This window comes from Flavobacterium lindanitolerans (genome assembly GCF_002846575.1).
Lineage (GTDB): Bacteria > Bacteroidota > Bacteroidia > Flavobacteriales > Flavobacteriaceae > Flavobacterium > Flavobacterium lindanitolerans.
This window is the reverse complement of sequence record NZ_PJND01000007.1, coordinates 1402372-1417397: the sequence shown is the minus strand read 5'-3', so window position 1 is coordinate 1417397 and position 15026 is coordinate 1402372. Positions and strand designations below refer to the sequence as shown.

Here is a 15026-nt window from a genome sequence, read left to right as displayed (position 1 = left end):
TTTTATTAAATTGTAATATTTCCGCCAAAGACAAAAGTGGCAGGCCCTTTTAAGAAAACGTCTGTATATTTTCCGCCTTCTGGAACAAAGGAAACTTCCAGTTTACCACCTTCAACATTTAGCTGGATTTTATCTGAATTTGTTTTGCCCAAAGCATGCATCGCAATGGCTACAGCAGTTGCACCGGTTCCGCAGGAAAGCGTCTCATCTTCTACTCCTCTTTCATAAGTGCGTACTGAAAAAGTGTCAGCTGATTCCTGATTTACAAAATTAACGTTGCTTCCCGCCTGTCCGTATAATGCTCCATACCGAATTGCAGCACCCTTCCCTTTAACGTCAAAATGTTTTAAATCTTCTACCAGTTCCACATGATGCGGTGAACCCGTATTTAGAAATACATAACCTTCTTCTATTTTCACCTCATCTACATCTTTCATCCGTAACGAAACTGTTCCATCTTCAAAGACAGTAGCATGGTGCAATCCGTCTGTGGCTACAAACGTAGTTTCATCGCCAATAACACCAAGTCGCTTTGCGAAAGCAACAAGACAACGCCCGCCGTTTCCGCACATAGAACTCTCATTGCCATCTGAATTATAATAGACCATTCTGAAATCTGTCGAATTGTCATTTTCAAGCAAAATCAATCCATCAGCACCAATCCCGAAACGCCTGTCACACAGACTTTCCACCAATTTGGTATTGTTTTTGGAAAATAATCCCTGACGATTATCAATCATGATGAAATCGTTTCCGGTTCCTTGATATTTATAGAAGTTGAGTTGCATTTTTTGTTCGTTTATTAACCCTGGCAAGGTGTTGAAACACCCTGTCAGGGTAGAAAATTAATCAGAACAAAAATAGGAATATTTAATGAAAAGTTAATCATTGTTAATCGGGAGTTAAACTTAAAATCATGGCACAATTTTCAATATATATTTACGATTAAATAACTTAATTACAAATACTATGAAACGATTTTCCGGTTTATTCTTAGTGTCCCTATTAAGTGGCGCAACCACTTTGGGCGCTTACAAGCTGTTTATTGAAAACGACGGCTTATTTTCTGTCAATCAAAAATCAGTTGTGACAACTGCCCCCGTTAACTATACGAAAAATGTAGGATTGGGCGCAGAAGCAGTTGATTTCACCGCGGCAGCGGATAATGCAGTACATACTGTAGTCCACGTTAAAAATCTTTCTTACAGAACCATCAGCAATCCGATGCTGGAATATTTTTACGGCTATAAAGGAGGCCAGCAACAGGCACAGGTAGGAACCGGTTCCGGGGTTATCATTTCTGAAGACGGCTATATTGTTACCAATAACCACGTAATACAGGATGCATCTGAATTGGAAGTGACCCTGAACAACAAAGAAACCTATAAAGCAAAATTGGTAGGAACCGATTCCAAAATGGACATTGCCCTACTTAAAATCGATACCGGTAAAAAACTTCCCTATGCCATTTTTGGAGATTCAGACAATGTGAAAGTGGGTGAATGGGTACTTGCAGTAGGAAACCCATACAATCTGACCTCAACAGTTACGGCAGGTATTATTTCTGCAAAAGCCAGAAATCTGGACCAAAGAGGCATTCAGTCTTTTATCCAGACTGACGCGGCTGTAAACCCTGGAAACAGCGGAGGAGCCTTAGTCAACACAAGAGGTGAACTGATTGGAATCAATACTATGATTTCTTCAATGACCGGTTCTTATGTAGGATATTCGTTTGCCGTTCCTTCCAATATTACCCGAAAAATCATCGAAGATATTATGGAATACGGAAATGTGCAGCGTGGTGTTTTTGGTGTGGAAGGTTATGAATTGAACAGCACTATCACAAAAGATATGGGACTTTCTACCTCTCAAGGTTACTATGTAAAGAAAGTGGTTAAAAATTCCGGTGCTGCCAAGGCAGGAATACAGGAAGGCGATATCCTGATTAAATTAGACAACACCAATATTTCAAGTTATGTTGACCTGTCCAGCTACGTAAACACCAAACGTCCAAATGATGTGGTAAAGGCAACATTTATCAGAAACGGAAAAGCAATGCAGGTGCCGGTAACCATAACCAAAAACGAATTTGTCAATGCAGAACTCAATGGAATTATTTTTGAAAACCTTGACGCTTCCGATAAAAAACGATTCAACATTGACTATGGAGTAAAGGTAAAAGACATTACTAATAAACATTTCATGCGTTACTATAATGCTTTGAAAGGAAACATTCTTATAGGTATTAACGATGCCAAGGCTGTCGATACCGAAACAGTCGCAAATATTCTCAACGAAAAACTCTCAAACGAATCAGTGGTCGAACTGACCATGATTAACAAGCAGGGCGTACTGGTGAAATTTTTTGTTGAAGTAAATTAAATTTTGACAATTTATTATCCCGAACATGCAAGTATGCCTTAAAATATTTGCCACAGAAAGCCAGTTATCACAACTGGCTTTTTTTATGTAAATTTTTTTAATAAAATGCTTTACGAAAACGTTTGAAATCTATACTTTTGCGCCATCAAAATATGCACAACACACTAAACTACATTTTTTTACATTATGACAAAGACCGCATTATACGAAAAAGAGCTTTCTTTTCAGGCAGACAGAAGAAGAGCTGGCGTAGAATTCATTAAAATCATTAGTGATTTATGGTATGACAAGTCTATTGAATTGGTTCTTTTCAAAAATCAGCTAATCAACACGAATGTAAGCGACATTATTAATCTTCACGAATATGCCGGAGAATTTGTCGGAAAACCTATTAATGTTTTTGACTCTGTTGAAATAGCACGTGCCATCTTATCTTTAGACCTTCCTCCTGCGAAATTGGATATTGGTAAACTAACTTACGAATACCATCTGGAGGACAACAAATACAATGATGCGAAGGCTTTTGTTATTGACAAATTGAAAAACGCAAAAGATTTTCCAAACAACAAGCCGAAAGATGTTGTATTATACGGTTTTGGGCGTATTGGAAGACTACTCGCACGTGAATTGATGTCTAAGACAGGGAAAGGAACACAGTTGCGATTGAGAGCGATTGTGGTTCGTGAAAAAAATGATGCTACAAGCTTAGAGAAAAGAGCTTCTCTTTTGAGATATGACTCTATTCATGGTGACTTCCAGGGTTCTGTTGCTGCAGACCCGGAAAACAATTCCCTGATTATTAACGGAACTACTGTTCACGTTATTACGGCAGGAAGCCCGGAAGAAATCGATTATACAACTTATGGAATTTCTGATGCCCTGGTAATAGACAATACAGGTGCTTTCACAACACAGGAAGCTTTGGCCAGACACCTGAAATCAAACGGTGTTGATAAAGTTTTACTTACGGCTCCAGGAAAAGGCGTTCCAAACATTGTTCATGGTGTTAACCACAACGAATACAATCCGGACGAAGTAAACATCTTCTCTGCCGCATCCTGTACTACAAATGCTATTACTCCAATCTTAAAGGCAGTTGAAGATACTTTAGGCGTTGTAAAAGGACATTTGGAAACTATCCATGCCTATACAAACGACCAGAATCTGGTTGACAACATGCATAAAAAATACCGTCGTGGCAGAGCCGCTGCCTTAAACATGGTTATTACTGAAACAGGCGCCGGAAGTGCAGTTGCAAAAGCATTGCCTAGCCTTGCCGGAAAACTGACTTCCAATGCTATCCGCGTTCCTGTTCCAAACGGTTCGCTTGTAGTGTTGAATCTTGAAGTAAACAAAGAAACATCTGTTGAAGAAATCAACAATATTATGAAGCATTATGCTTTGGAAGGAGAACTTGTTGAGCAGATTAAATATTCGCTTAATAACGAACTTGTTTCTTCTGACATTGTAGGAACTTCTGCTCCATCAATTTATGACAGTAACGCGACCATAGTTTCTGCCGATGGAAAAAATATCGTTCTCTACATCTGGTACGATAACGAATATGGCTATAGCCACCAGGTAATTCGCTTAGCGAAATACATCTCTAAAGTAAGAAGGTATTCTTACTATTAGTAGTTTTTTGAATTTTAATTTTGGTAAAAAATCCGTCATAGCAATAAGGCGGATTTTTTTTATTTACATAATTCACGAAATGAAACTTATTAAATATTAACATTCTCATTTTGCGATTTAACGTATTGTTTTATAACTTTGATAGTACCCAAATCTAAAATATTATGAAATCAATACTACTCCATCTAATGATGCTATTGCCAGTACTTGGATTTTCGCAGGTAGGGATAGGCACAACCGACCCAACTGCTATGTTAGACGTCAACGGTAATTTCAGATTACGAAGCACTACCAGCAATACGCGTGCTACGGCTGCAAAAGACTCAATACTTGTAGTAGATGCTATGGGCAATGCACAAAGAATATCGTCGAAAAGTGTTATTGAAAGTCACCTTAAGACTTTTATCAAAGGTGGATTTGCATCGGGCAGCCCGGCACTAATCAATATAAGTATTTTAGCAAATGCATACACTACGATACCTTTCAATACAATAGAATTTGATACCAATAACGAATACAACACTACAACCAATACCTTTACTGCAAAGCAACCCGGAATCTATTCCGTATATGCTGCTATCAAAGCCAGTCCGGGTCTTGTAGCTGCCGGAGATTTTGGCCTGGCTATATTTAAAAACGGCGTCGTCAATGTAAGGGAAAGCTATATGAATGTGCAGCTGCTGGGAATAAACATCAATCCGCCTAACCGATCCATACAGACCTTAATGCAGTTAAATACGGGCGATACAGTAACTTTCAGAGGTTTTAGCGGAGGAGTTCTTACCGTGGGAATATTATCTGGCGGCGAAGAATCCTATTTTACTATTCATCAGGTAAGATAAATAAGCTATATTAAAAATGGTTAAATTTGTGAGACAATGATTTTTAAACTTCACAAATGCACCCAGAACACAACTACAAACTGACTGTCCGCTGGACCGGAAACAATGGCACAGGAACATCCGGTTACAGGGCTTACGAAAGAAGCCATGTAATTCTTATTGACAACAAAGTCGAGATAAAAGGTTCGTCTGACCCTGTTTTTCATGGCGATAAAACCGTTCATAACCCCGAAGATCTTTTGCTGGCTTCACTTTCTGCCTGCCATATGATGTCATATCTGCATGTATGCGTCAATGCAGGAATAGTCGTAACCGATTATGAAGATAATGCCACCGGAAAAATGACCGTGAACACTGATGGTTCAGGACATTTTACGGAAGTCACTTTAAATCCAATAGTAACAGTTAGCGACTCTTCCATGTTGGAAAAAGCAAATGAATTACACAAAATGGCCAACAAGCTTTGTTTTATTGCCAATTCGGTCAATTTTCCGGTAAAACATATTCCTCAGAGCAAAATATAAACAAGCCAATCAAAAAATATGGCAAAGTCAAAACTTTCTAACGAAGAACAGGTCTCAGAATATATTCAAAAGCTCGATCCTTCACTTGCAGAAACCATAACATTTTTAAGACAAATTATTCTTGCAATCAATAATGAGATAAGCGAACATATCAAATGGAATTCTCCCAGTTTTTATTATTCGGGTGAAATGAAACCTTTTGATCCTAAAGAATACAAAAGGGATATCCTGGTTATGAATATTCGCCCCGGCAAGCCAATTTTACTTGTTTTTCCAACCGGAATCAAAATAACTGACACTTCCGGGCTGTTGGAAGGCAATTATTCTGATGGCAGAAAAATAGCCACAATAAAAAATTTGGAGGAAGCAAAAAGCAGGCAAAAGGATCTAGAGAATGCAATCAGGAACTGGATGGACCAGATAGAAAAATAAAAAAACTCCCGATAAATCGGGAGTTTTTTTATAAATGATTGGCTATGAATTAAGCCTTTCCTGCTGCTGCAATCAGGTTTAATGCAGAACCTGCAACGAACCATCCAATCTGCCCTTCGTTATATGTATGGTTTGCCAGAATTGTTTCTGTTGTTCCGTTATCATGGAAAATCTCAATAGTAAGTGGTTTTCCCGGAGCAAATTCTTTCAGGTCTACGAAATTGAAAGTATCGTTTTCCTGGATTTTATCATAATCTGCTTCATTTGCAAATGTAAGTGCCAACATACCTTGTTTTTTCAGGTTAGTTTCGTGAATACGTGCAAATGATTTTACCAATACTGCTTTTACTCCAAGGAAACGTGGTTCCATTGCAGCGTGCTCACGGGAAGAACCTTCACCATAGTTATGGTCACCCACAACAATAGTAGGAACTCCTGCCGCTTTGTATTCTCTTTGAACCGCAGGAACTGAATCGTATTTTCCATTCATTTGGTTCTTCACAGAATTTGTTTTTTGGTTAAAGGCATTCACCGCACCAATAAGCATATTGTTTGAAATATTATCCAAGTGTCCGCGGAAACGCAACCATGGACCTGCCATAGAGATATGGTCTGTCGTACATTTTCCGAAAGCTTTGATTAGCAATTTAGCACCCATGATATTTTCTCCATTCCATGGCTCAAAAGGAGCTAATAACTGCAATCTTTCTGAAGTTGGGCTAACAATAACCTGAACTCCTGAACCGTCTTCAGATGGTGCCTGGAAGCCCGGGTCTTCTGCATCAAATCCTTTTGGAGGCAGTTCGTTTCCTGTTGGCTCGTCAAGCATTACTTCCTGACCGTCTTCATTGATTAATTTATCTGTTATAGGGTTGAATCCTAAATCACCGGCAATAGCCAAAGCTGTCACCAATTCCGGAGAACCTACAAAAGCCAAAGTATTTGGGTTACCATCCGCACGTTTTGAGAAGTTACGGTTGAAAGAGTGAACGATAGTATTTCTTTCTTCTTTTTCAGCTCCTTCTCTATCCCACATTCCAATACATGGTCCGCAAGCGTTAGCAAAAACAGTCGCACCGATTTTATCAAACGTATCGATAAAACCATCTCTTTCGATAGTATAGCGAACCACTTCAGAACCCGGAGTAATGGTAAATTGTGCTTTGGTTTTTAAATTTTTATCGGCTACCTGTTTTGCCAAAGAAGCTGCACGTGAAATATCTTCGTAAGAAGAGTTCGTACAAGAACCTATCAAACCTACCTGAATTTCCAAAGGCCAGTTGTTTTTGATAGCCTCTTCTTTCATTTTAGAAATTGGCGTAGCCAAATCCGGAGTGAAAGGACCATTCAAATGTGGCTCTAATTCAGAAAGGTTAATTTCGATTACCTGATCAAAATATTGTTCCGGATTAGCATATACTTCAGCATCACCTGTAAGGTATGGCGCTACTTTATCTGCAGCTTCTGCCACATCCGGTCTTCCAGTAGAAATCAGGTAACGGCGCATTGAATCGTCATAACCAAAAGTTGAAGTAGTGGCTCCGATTTCTGCTCCCATGTTACAGATTGTACCCTTTCCGGTACAAGACATAGCAGTAGCACCTTCACCAAAATATTCAACAATAGCTCCGGTCCCTCCTTTTACAGTAAGGATTCCGGCTACTTTCAGGATTACGTCTTTTGGAGCTGTCCAACCAGACAATTTTCCTGTCAATTTAACACCAATCAGTTTTGGGAATTTCAATTCCCAGGCCATACCCGACATTACGTCTACAGCATCAGCACCTCCAACACCAATGGCAAGCATTCCCAAACCACCGGCATTTACCGTGTGAGAATCCGTACCAATCATCATACCTCCAGGGAAAGCATAATTTTCAAGAACTACCTGGTGGATAATACCTGCACCCGGTTTCCAGAAACCAATTCCGTACTTGTCAGAAACTGATGAAAGGAAATCAAAAACTTCATTGCTTTGTGTTTTTGCTCTGGCCAAATCGGTTGCAGCATCCACTTTCGCCTGGATCAGGTGATCACAGTGAACCGTTGTAGGAACGGCTACCTTATTTTTTCCGGCGTGCATAAACTGCAATAATGCCATCTGTGCCGTAGCATCCTGGCAAGCCACTCTGTCCGGAGCAAAATCAACATAATCTTTTCCTCTGGTGAAAGCCTTAGAAGGCATTCCTTCCCAAAGGTGTGAGTATAAAATCTTTTCTGAAAGCGTTAATGGACGACCAACCAATTGACGTGCCTTATCAACACGCTCTGCCATTGTTCCATACGCTTTTTTAATCATTTCAATATCAAAAGCCATAATCAGTAATTAGTCTATTTTATTTATATTTTAGTTTGTTTCTTTGCAATGCAAATTTACTCATTTCCCTCCATATTTGAAAGATTTTTAAAAAAAGCGGTGTTTCGAAACATTATTATTCCCAAAATCTGATTTTTAATGATTATTATTAAATTATAATTAAAAACCAATTAATTTTTTCCGTTTTTGTTAATTTAAAATCTTTTTTTTGTCAAATTCGAAATTTAGGCCAACCGAAAGAGCACTCTATAAATTAAGAATGTTTCTAAATTACAGACAGAGCATGAAAAAGGCAAAAAAATGCTTCGTGAAAATGTTATTTTTTTGACTTTTCTCTCAAATCCATCATCGGCTTTTCATACCAAATATAGAGCCCATAACTAAAAAAAATTGTGAGCAGCAGATAGACAATAGTAAATATATGTTTTTGCAACATCGGATAGTTTTCAATATCAGTAAAATATTTCATTAACTGTAAGATTACACTGTAATGCAGCAGGTATACAGAATAGGAAATCAGGCTTATAAAGACAATCGGATTTTTCAATTTTGATTTTTCCGATTTCCAACCCGATAAAAAAGGTAGAAAAAATGCGATAGAAATAGAGACGACAGGAAGGTAAACAATATAGAGAAAACTGTTCAGGCCTTCTTCTGTAAAAGGTATTTTTCCAAATCCGAAAAAGATAAACAGGAAACAGAAAATGCCCGCGATTAAAAAAAATGATTTGCCTTTTTGCCAGAAGGTATTGTGACAGCAATATATCCAACTTGCTACTACACCATAAAAAATCGCATCTAAACGGTATATCACTACCGCTTTCAACGACAGATTCCAGTCGTTCAGATTGGCATGAACCGTGTTCTGGTAGCAAAAGATTTTTGCCAACAAAAAAAATACCAACAACACAACCAAAAGGATTATAAAGAATTTGGATTTGTTTTTAGACGCAACAAAAGGTGTTATTAGTAATAAAAGCAATGGCAGTACAACATAAGCCCATTCTTCTACGGCAAGACTCCAAGATTCCGGAAAGAAAGCAGGCATGGCGCCGCTAAAATTCTGGACAAAAAAGAAATACTTCCACAGCGACTCTATTTTGTAACCGATAACAGATGCTATGAGTATATTGACAAGCAGAATCAGAAAATAATTCGGAAATGTTCTAAACCATCTTCTTTTTAAAAAATTCCTGACCTGTGAAAAAGAAAAATCTTCTTTCAGATACGATTGCAAAAGAATTCTTCCGATAAGAAAACCACTGAGAACGAAAAAAATTTCAACCCCTAAAAACCCGAAAAGTTTTAAAAGTTGTGCAATAAAACTGTTGCTTTCAGGATAAATCCAAAGGCAATGCGAACTGAGAACCATAAGTATGGCTACAGCCCTCATAAGGTCCAAACCGAAAATGCGTTGCGGATTGTTTAGTTCTTGCTTTAGCAATGTGTTTGTATTTCTGTCAAATATAGAAATACAATTTGTGAATAGTTTCTACAGAATATAAATTTTACAGCTTACATTAATTTCTGGATAATCATTTCTTCCGTAATTCCTTCCGCATCCGCTTTGTAATTCTTGATAATCCTGTGACGAAGAATGCCCGTTGCAACTGCTTTTACATCTTCAATATCCGGAGAAAATTTACCATTAAATGCGGCATGTGCTTTTGCAGCCAATATCAGGTTTTGTGAAGCTCTTGGCCCTGCTCCCCAGTCTAAATAGTTTTTCACGTAATCATTTGATAACGCATTATCCGGACGTGTTTTACTTACCAACGTCACGGCATATTCAATTACATTATCTGCTACCGGAATACGGCGAATAAGGTGTTGGAAATCGATAATTTCCTGTGCTGTGAAAAGCGGATTTATTTTTTCTGTCTGATCTGTCGTTGTACTTTTCACAACCTGTACTTCTTCAGAAAATGACGGATAATCTAATTTAATAGCAAACATAAAACGGTCAAGCTGGGCTTCCGGAAGCGGATAGGTTCCTTCCTGCTCAATTGGGTTTTGGGTTGCCAATACAAAATAAGGCAGGGATAATTTATAATGCTGTCCGGCTATTGTTACCGCCCTTTCCTGCATGGCTTCCAAAAGTGCTGCCTGTGTTTTAGGCGGTGTCCTGTTAATCTCATCTGCCAAAATAATATTTGAGAAAATAGGTCCTTTTATAAATTTAAATTGACGGCTTTCATCAAGAATTTCACTACCAAGAATATCAGAAGGCATCAAATCCGGCGTAAACTGAATACGTTTGAAATCCAAACCAAGAGCCTGAGAAATTGTATTGACCATCAGCGTTTTTGCCAAGCCGGGAACTCCAACCAAAAGGGCATGCCCTCCTGAAAAGATGCTCAACAAGATCTGGTCAACCACTACTTCCTGTCCAACAATTATTTTTGAGATTTCTTTTTTAAGCTCTATTCTTTTCTGAACCAGATTCTGTATTGCAGCTACGTCTGACATTCTATAATTGTTTGGTTATTAAAATTTGATTCGGTTAAATGTGTCTGATTATTTTTTAAGCCAGTTGTTTACAAAAACGCAGTCTCTGTACTCGCCATTAATCTTGATATATGTTTCCTTGATTTTTTCATCTGTCCATTTGCTGATAGCTTTGATTTGTTTTTCTTTCAAAGCCAAATCCTTAATTTTCAGATAATCCTGCGCATAGTCTGCTGTATGGGCATCATAACGTTTTGTAACAGTAATCAGCTTGAATGTCTTACGCCCCAACCTGTCCTCGTCAACCATTGGCTGTGATACCTGACCTTCATTAAGATCTGAAATCTGTACATATAATGACGGATCCATTTTAGTCAGGTCAAAACGAGGATCAAGCGTTTGAGGATTAATCAATACACCTCCATTGGCTCTTGTTTCTTTTTCATCAGAAGAATTTCTTGCGGCGTCAGCAAATGAAATTTCGCCGTTAACAATTTTATTTCTGATTCCAATAATCTTGTCTTTGGCTTCCTGCATGGCTTCCTCAGATATTTTCGGAATCAGCAATATGTGTCTTAGGTCAACATCCTGTCCGCGAATTTTTTCAACCAGAATAATATGCCATCCGTATTCTGTCTGAAAAGGTTCTGAAATTTGTCCTTCTTCAAGACTAAAAGCTCTTTCCTTAAATTCTTTTACCAGATTTGTTTTTCTGTTGACACGCATAAAACCTCCATTGGATTTTGTTCCCTCATCTTTACTGTACAACACCGCCTTACTAAAAAAGCTACCATTACCGGCCATTACATCATTCCTGAATTCATTCAGCTTGTCAATTACTTTCTGCCGTTCTTCTTTGGTAACTTCCGGATTGATTACAATTTGGGATACTTCTACTTCCGCACCAATCTGTGGCAATTCTTCTTTAGGAAATTTTCTAAAGAATGTCCTTACTTCTTCAGGAGTAATTTCAACATTTTCAATGATTTTATTTCTCATTTCCGAAGTCAGCTTACCCATTTTCAAGATATCAAAGAAATAGGTTCTGAATTCTTCCTCGTTTGGCCTGTTATAAATCTTTAATAGTTTTTCCATCGAACCGGCACGCTCTACAAAAGCATCGATTCTTTCCTGCATCATACTGTTGATTTCAGCATCTGTCACAACAATACTGTCCTGAACAGCCTGGTGTGCATAGAGTTTATCTTCCAGCAATTTTCCAAGCAACTGACATCTTGTAATATCTTTTACAGGGTTACCCTGGTTTGCAATTTCAATATAGGCAATATCGATATCAGAGTCTAAAATCACATAATCTCCCACAACGCCAATCACTCCATCAATCTTCTGTTTCTGGCTTACAGGCTTCGGAACGACCTTTTTTACAGTATCGTTCTGAATGATTTCCTGTGCATTTACGGCATTAAAAAATGCTGCAAAGCCAAAAATCAGACAGGCATTCTTAATTATAGATTTCATACTTCTCATTTTTAATGGCATCATCAGTAATGTCTTTTTCAATTTTTTTTATTAATTCTAATTTTCTTTTGTTTAAAATCACCTGTTCTAGTGTCGGCTTTATATATTCGTATGGGCTCACTTGATTTTTATCCAAAACGTTTGTGACTTTCACAAGATATACTTCTAAAGAATCCTGTTTTTCTATTGCTTTCCCGGCAGCAATATATTGCGACCTGTTGTCTGGAGTAATGAAAGGCAGTTTACGATACACCTGGTTCATTTCAACCCAAACAGAATCATTCAACACAAAACTTTTGAATTGCATTCCATAAGTATCCCAAAATTTCCTGTCTGATTTTCTGTAGTCAAAAAATTTGCTTTTTATGGTTTGAAATTTCGGGTGGTCTTTTGGCAATTGTATATAACGCAATTTTACCAAAGTTCCGTCTGTCTTGAAATTTTCTTTGTTCTGCTTATAATATTCTTTTAGCTCAGCTTCAGTAATTGTTGTGTCTACTGTAGTCTTTACTAATTCTTCCAAATAACCTTTTGTATAAAGATCAATTTTATACTGCCTGATAAGCCCATTGTATTCTGCCTGCTTGTCAGCACTCAAATTAAGCTCTGCCGCATTCATCATCAATTTCTGTGATGCCCAACGGTCGATGAAATTCCTGACAATTACTATACTGTCTTCTTTTGGAGTTCCCGGCGGCACCAGGTCCTTAATTTCATCCTTAAACAAGTATGAGTCATTTACTCTGGCAATGGCCTGTGGTTTTGCTTCCGGTTTGGTATTACATGAAGCAAAAAACGACAGCAATCCTATGACTGCATACTTCTTCATTTACGACTTTATCTGCTTTTTCACCTTTTCAAAAGCAGGCTGGTTAACATCTACCTTGAATTCCTGTTTCAAATCACTAACCCATTTTTCTTCAAGATATTGTTGGTAATCGTTCACAACTTTTCCTTTTGCCTCTTCCAGTGTTTTTGGACCGGCTTCAAGATGCTTGTTTATTTTGACAACAAAATAATACTCACCGTCTTTTATAATTCCGGAAACACCGTCTTTCTTTTCAAGTCCCTTTGGCAGAGCATCACTGTTTTCTTCAAAAATTCCGGCATTTGACATTACCTCAACTTTACCATTCTGGTTGAATTTTTCCTTGATAAATTCAGCTGACTTTCCTTGTTTCAACAATTTTTGTGCTTTTTTAGCCATATCCATTTTTGTTGAAGAAAGAATCAGTGCATCTACCCTATTCCCCCAACGGTAATTATTTTTTCTGGCTTCATAAAAATTCTGCAATCCAATCGTATCCGTTTTTGCCTTTTCCCAGATTTCTTTTTCCATCAGGTCAAAAAGCAACAGTCCGTCACGGTATTCTTCCATCACAGCAGCAAAATCAGGGAATTCATTTTCAAGATTGTTATTGTACAACTCATTGACTTTCGCATCTACATACTCCTGGTATTTTTTCTCTACCAGTTTACTGATTGGTCTGATTGTATTTTCACCTCTTTGTTGTGCGACCAAATATTTAAGAAATTCATCTCCTGATATTGTCTTCTTATCTATTGTAACCAGGTTTCCTTCAAAAGGCTTCATATTTTCCGGAAGTTTCCAGTCACCGGTATAGAATTTATCATTTACCGTTTTTGAAATTGCAGCAAACAGCTTGTCATTTCTTTTTATTGAGTATTTCTTTTTCAGCTTTTCAGTCAATGAATTTGTAATCAGTCGTGAACGCTCGTCTTTTCTGATTTTACCATCCAGCTCTGACTGCATTTCCTGCGCTGTTTTAAGCGGATGTTTTTCGATTAGCTTAATGATGTGCCACCCAAAATTACTTTCTACCGGAGCTGAATAATCGTTCGGGTTTTTCAATGCGAATGCTGCGTCTTCAAATTCTTCAGAACTTAATTGTCCTGAACCAAAACGATTCAGCACTCCACCTTTTGAAGCCGACGATTTGTCTTGAGAAAATTGCTTGGCAAGGCTTTCGAAGTTTTCGCCCTGCTGTAGTTTTTTATAGATGTCCTGGATTGTAGCCTTTGCTTTTTCTGCTTCTTCAGGGTTTTGGTTGTTTGGTTTTAAGATCATGATATGGGCAACCGTAAGTTCGCCACGGTTATCTCTGATGTCTTCCACTTTTATTATGTGGTAACCAAAACGGGTTCTCACAATTTTTGATATGTGCCCTTTTTGAGTTTTGTAGGCTGCAGATTCAAATGGATATACCATTCTGAAAGCTGAAAAATAACCTAACTCTCCTTTATTTTCTTTCGCTGAAGGATCTTCGGAATATTTAACAGCCAGGTCACCAAAGTTTTCACCTTTCAAGGCTTTCTCCCTAACCTCAACTGCTTTTTTATAAGCTTTAAGAGTATCTTCTGGCGAAGCATTCTCATCTACCATAAACAAGATGTGGGCTGCCTTGATTTCTTTCTGTGACCTTTGGTAGGCTTCTTCGATTAATTCCTGTGTAACCTTGGAATCCGTAAGATAATTTTTTGAAAGTTGGTTTCTGTATGACTTTAATTCCGCCTGATAGGCCTGTCCGTTTTGAAGTCCCAGCTTATTGGCTTTATTAATTTTCAACTTATAACCTACAAATAAGTCCAGATATTGATTTAAATCTTTTTGGGATTCGTCTTTTACCAAATCAATATTTTTATTGTAAACCCTTGCAAATTCGTCGGTATAATAAGGCTTACCGTCAATTGTAAATAAAACTTCCTTATTGTTATTTTGAGCAAAACTCGTAAAACTTGCGGAAAGCAGTACTCCGAAGAACAATTGTTTTAATTTCATTATGTAAATTCTATAAGTTGGGAATTAATTTAACGCCTGAATAGCAATCAACAAAAGTAACAATTCAAACGCATTAAACAAGTACGGGCCTTACTATTAACAAAAATTTATTAACAAATTATTAGCGATATTTTCATGTATTGGGACGCCGTATTTATAAAAAAGCA

12 protein-coding genes are annotated in these 15026 nt (G+C 37.7%); 5 read left to right on the top strand and 7 right to left on the bottom strand.

Annotated elements, in window-relative coordinates; all coding sequences use genetic code 11:
• Positions 1–5 precede the first annotated feature (5 nt).
• The gene (dapF, locus tag B0G92_RS06185) at positions 6–788 is read right to left on the bottom strand and encodes a diaminopimelate epimerase (protein ID WP_101471451.1); all 783 of its coding nucleotides are present in this window, start codon (positions 786–788) and stop codon (positions 6–8) included.
• A gap of 181 nt (positions 789–969) precedes the next feature.
• Here dapF and B0G92_RS06180 point away from each other — a divergent pair, with 181 nt between their 5' ends.
• From B0G92_RS06180 to B0G92_RS06160, 5 genes are all read left to right on the top strand, one after another.
• A complete protein-coding gene (locus B0G92_RS06180) occupies positions 970–2382 on the top strand; it encodes a S1C family serine protease (protein WP_101471450.1) in 1413 nt (470 codons plus the stop codon).
• 186 nt (positions 2383–2568) lie between these two features.
• Positions 2569–4017: a glyceraldehyde-3-phosphate dehydrogenase gene (locus B0G92_RS06175; protein WP_056069371.1), complete on the top strand. Its 1449-nt coding sequence runs from the start codon at positions 2569–2571 to the stop codon at positions 4015–4017.
• Positions 4018–4181: 164 nt separating this feature from the next.
• Positions 4182–4859: a C1q-like domain-containing protein gene (locus B0G92_RS06170; RefSeq protein WP_121366397.1), complete on the top strand. Its 678-nt coding sequence runs from the start codon at positions 4182–4184 to the stop codon at positions 4857–4859.
• 56 nt (positions 4860–4915) lie between these two features.
• A complete protein-coding gene (locus tag B0G92_RS06165; protein ID WP_101471448.1) occupies positions 4916–5383 on the top strand; it encodes an OsmC family protein in 468 nt (155 codons plus the stop codon).
• A gap of 18 nt (positions 5384–5401) precedes the next feature.
• Entirely contained in the window at positions 5402–5815 is a 414-nt protein-coding gene (locus tag B0G92_RS06160) for a DUF1801 domain-containing protein (RefSeq protein WP_101471447.1), read from the top strand.
• A 49-nt stretch (positions 5816–5864) separates the two neighbouring features.
• Here B0G92_RS06160 and B0G92_RS06155 read toward each other — a convergent pair whose 3' ends face one another.
• From B0G92_RS06155 to B0G92_RS06130, 6 genes are all read right to left on the bottom strand, one after another.
• Positions 5865–8132 (bottom strand): aconitate hydratase, encoded by a 2268-nt coding sequence (locus B0G92_RS06155; RefSeq protein WP_056069359.1) that lies wholly within the window; start codon positions 8130–8132, stop codon positions 5865–5867.
• A 316-nt stretch (positions 8133–8448) separates the two neighbouring features.
• Positions 8449–9576, bottom strand: a complete 1128-nt coding sequence (locus B0G92_RS06150) for an acyltransferase family protein (protein WP_143394999.1) — start codon at positions 9574–9576, stop codon at positions 8449–8451.
• Positions 9577–9647: 71 nt separating this feature from the next.
• Positions 9648–10601 carry an AAA family ATPase gene (locus B0G92_RS06145; protein WP_101471445.1) on the bottom strand — a complete coding sequence of 318 codons (954 nt, stop codon included), beginning with the start codon at positions 10599–10601 and terminating at the stop codon, positions 9648–9650.
• A 48-nt stretch (positions 10602–10649) separates the two neighbouring features.
• Positions 10650–12080, bottom strand: coding sequence for a peptidylprolyl isomerase (locus B0G92_RS06140; protein WP_056069351.1), 1431 nt, complete (start codon positions 12078–12080; stop codon positions 10650–10652).
• Positions 12043–12888, bottom strand: a complete 846-nt coding sequence (locus B0G92_RS06135; RefSeq protein ID WP_101471444.1) for a hypothetical protein — start codon at positions 12886–12888, stop codon at positions 12043–12045. Before B0G92_RS06135 ends, B0G92_RS06140 begins: the two co-directional genes overlap by 38 nt.
• Positions 12889–14859, bottom strand: a complete 1971-nt coding sequence (locus B0G92_RS06130) for a peptidylprolyl isomerase (RefSeq protein WP_056069344.1) — start codon at positions 14857–14859, stop codon at positions 12889–12891.
• Between the last annotated feature and the right edge of the window lie 167 nt (positions 14860–15026).

Excerpts from the sequence above, each read along its gene's own strand:
- B0G92_RS06160 (WP_101471447.1), top strand. The coding sequence starts at position 5,402 with ATGGCAAAGTCAAAACTTTCTAACGAAGAACAGGTCTCAGAATATATT.
- B0G92_RS06135 (WP_101471444.1), bottom strand. The coding sequence starts at position 12,888 with ATGAAGAAGTATGCAGTCATAGGATTGCTGTCGTTTTTTGCTTCATGT.
- B0G92_RS06155 (WP_056069359.1), bottom strand. The coding sequence starts at position 8,132 with ATGGCTTTTGATATTGAAATGATTAAAAAAGCGTATGGAACAATGGCA.
- B0G92_RS06175 (WP_056069371.1), top strand. The coding sequence starts at position 2,569 with ATGACAAAGACCGCATTATACGAAAAAGAGCTTTCTTTTCAGGCAGAC.
- B0G92_RS06165 (WP_101471448.1), top strand. The coding sequence starts at position 4,916 with ATGCACCCAGAACACAACTACAAACTGACTGTCCGCTGGACCGGAAAC.
- B0G92_RS06140 (WP_056069351.1), bottom strand. The coding sequence starts at position 12,080 with ATGCCATTAAAAATGAGAAGTATGAAATCTATAATTAAGAATGCCTGT.
- B0G92_RS06170 (WP_121366397.1), top strand. The coding sequence starts at position 4,182 with ATGAAATCAATACTACTCCATCTAATGATGCTATTGCCAGTACTTGGA.
- B0G92_RS06130 (WP_056069344.1), bottom strand. The coding sequence starts at position 14,859 with ATGAAATTAAAACAATTGTTCTTCGGAGTACTGCTTTCCGCAAGTTTT.
- dapF (WP_101471451.1), bottom strand. The coding sequence starts at position 788 with ATGCAACTCAACTTCTATAAATATCAAGGAACCGGAAACGATTTCATC.
- B0G92_RS06180 (WP_101471450.1), top strand. The coding sequence starts at position 970 with ATGAAACGATTTTCCGGTTTATTCTTAGTGTCCCTATTAAGTGGCGCA.
- B0G92_RS06145 (WP_101471445.1), bottom strand. The coding sequence starts at position 10,601 with ATGTCAGACGTAGCTGCAATACAGAATCTGGTTCAGAAAAGAATAGAG.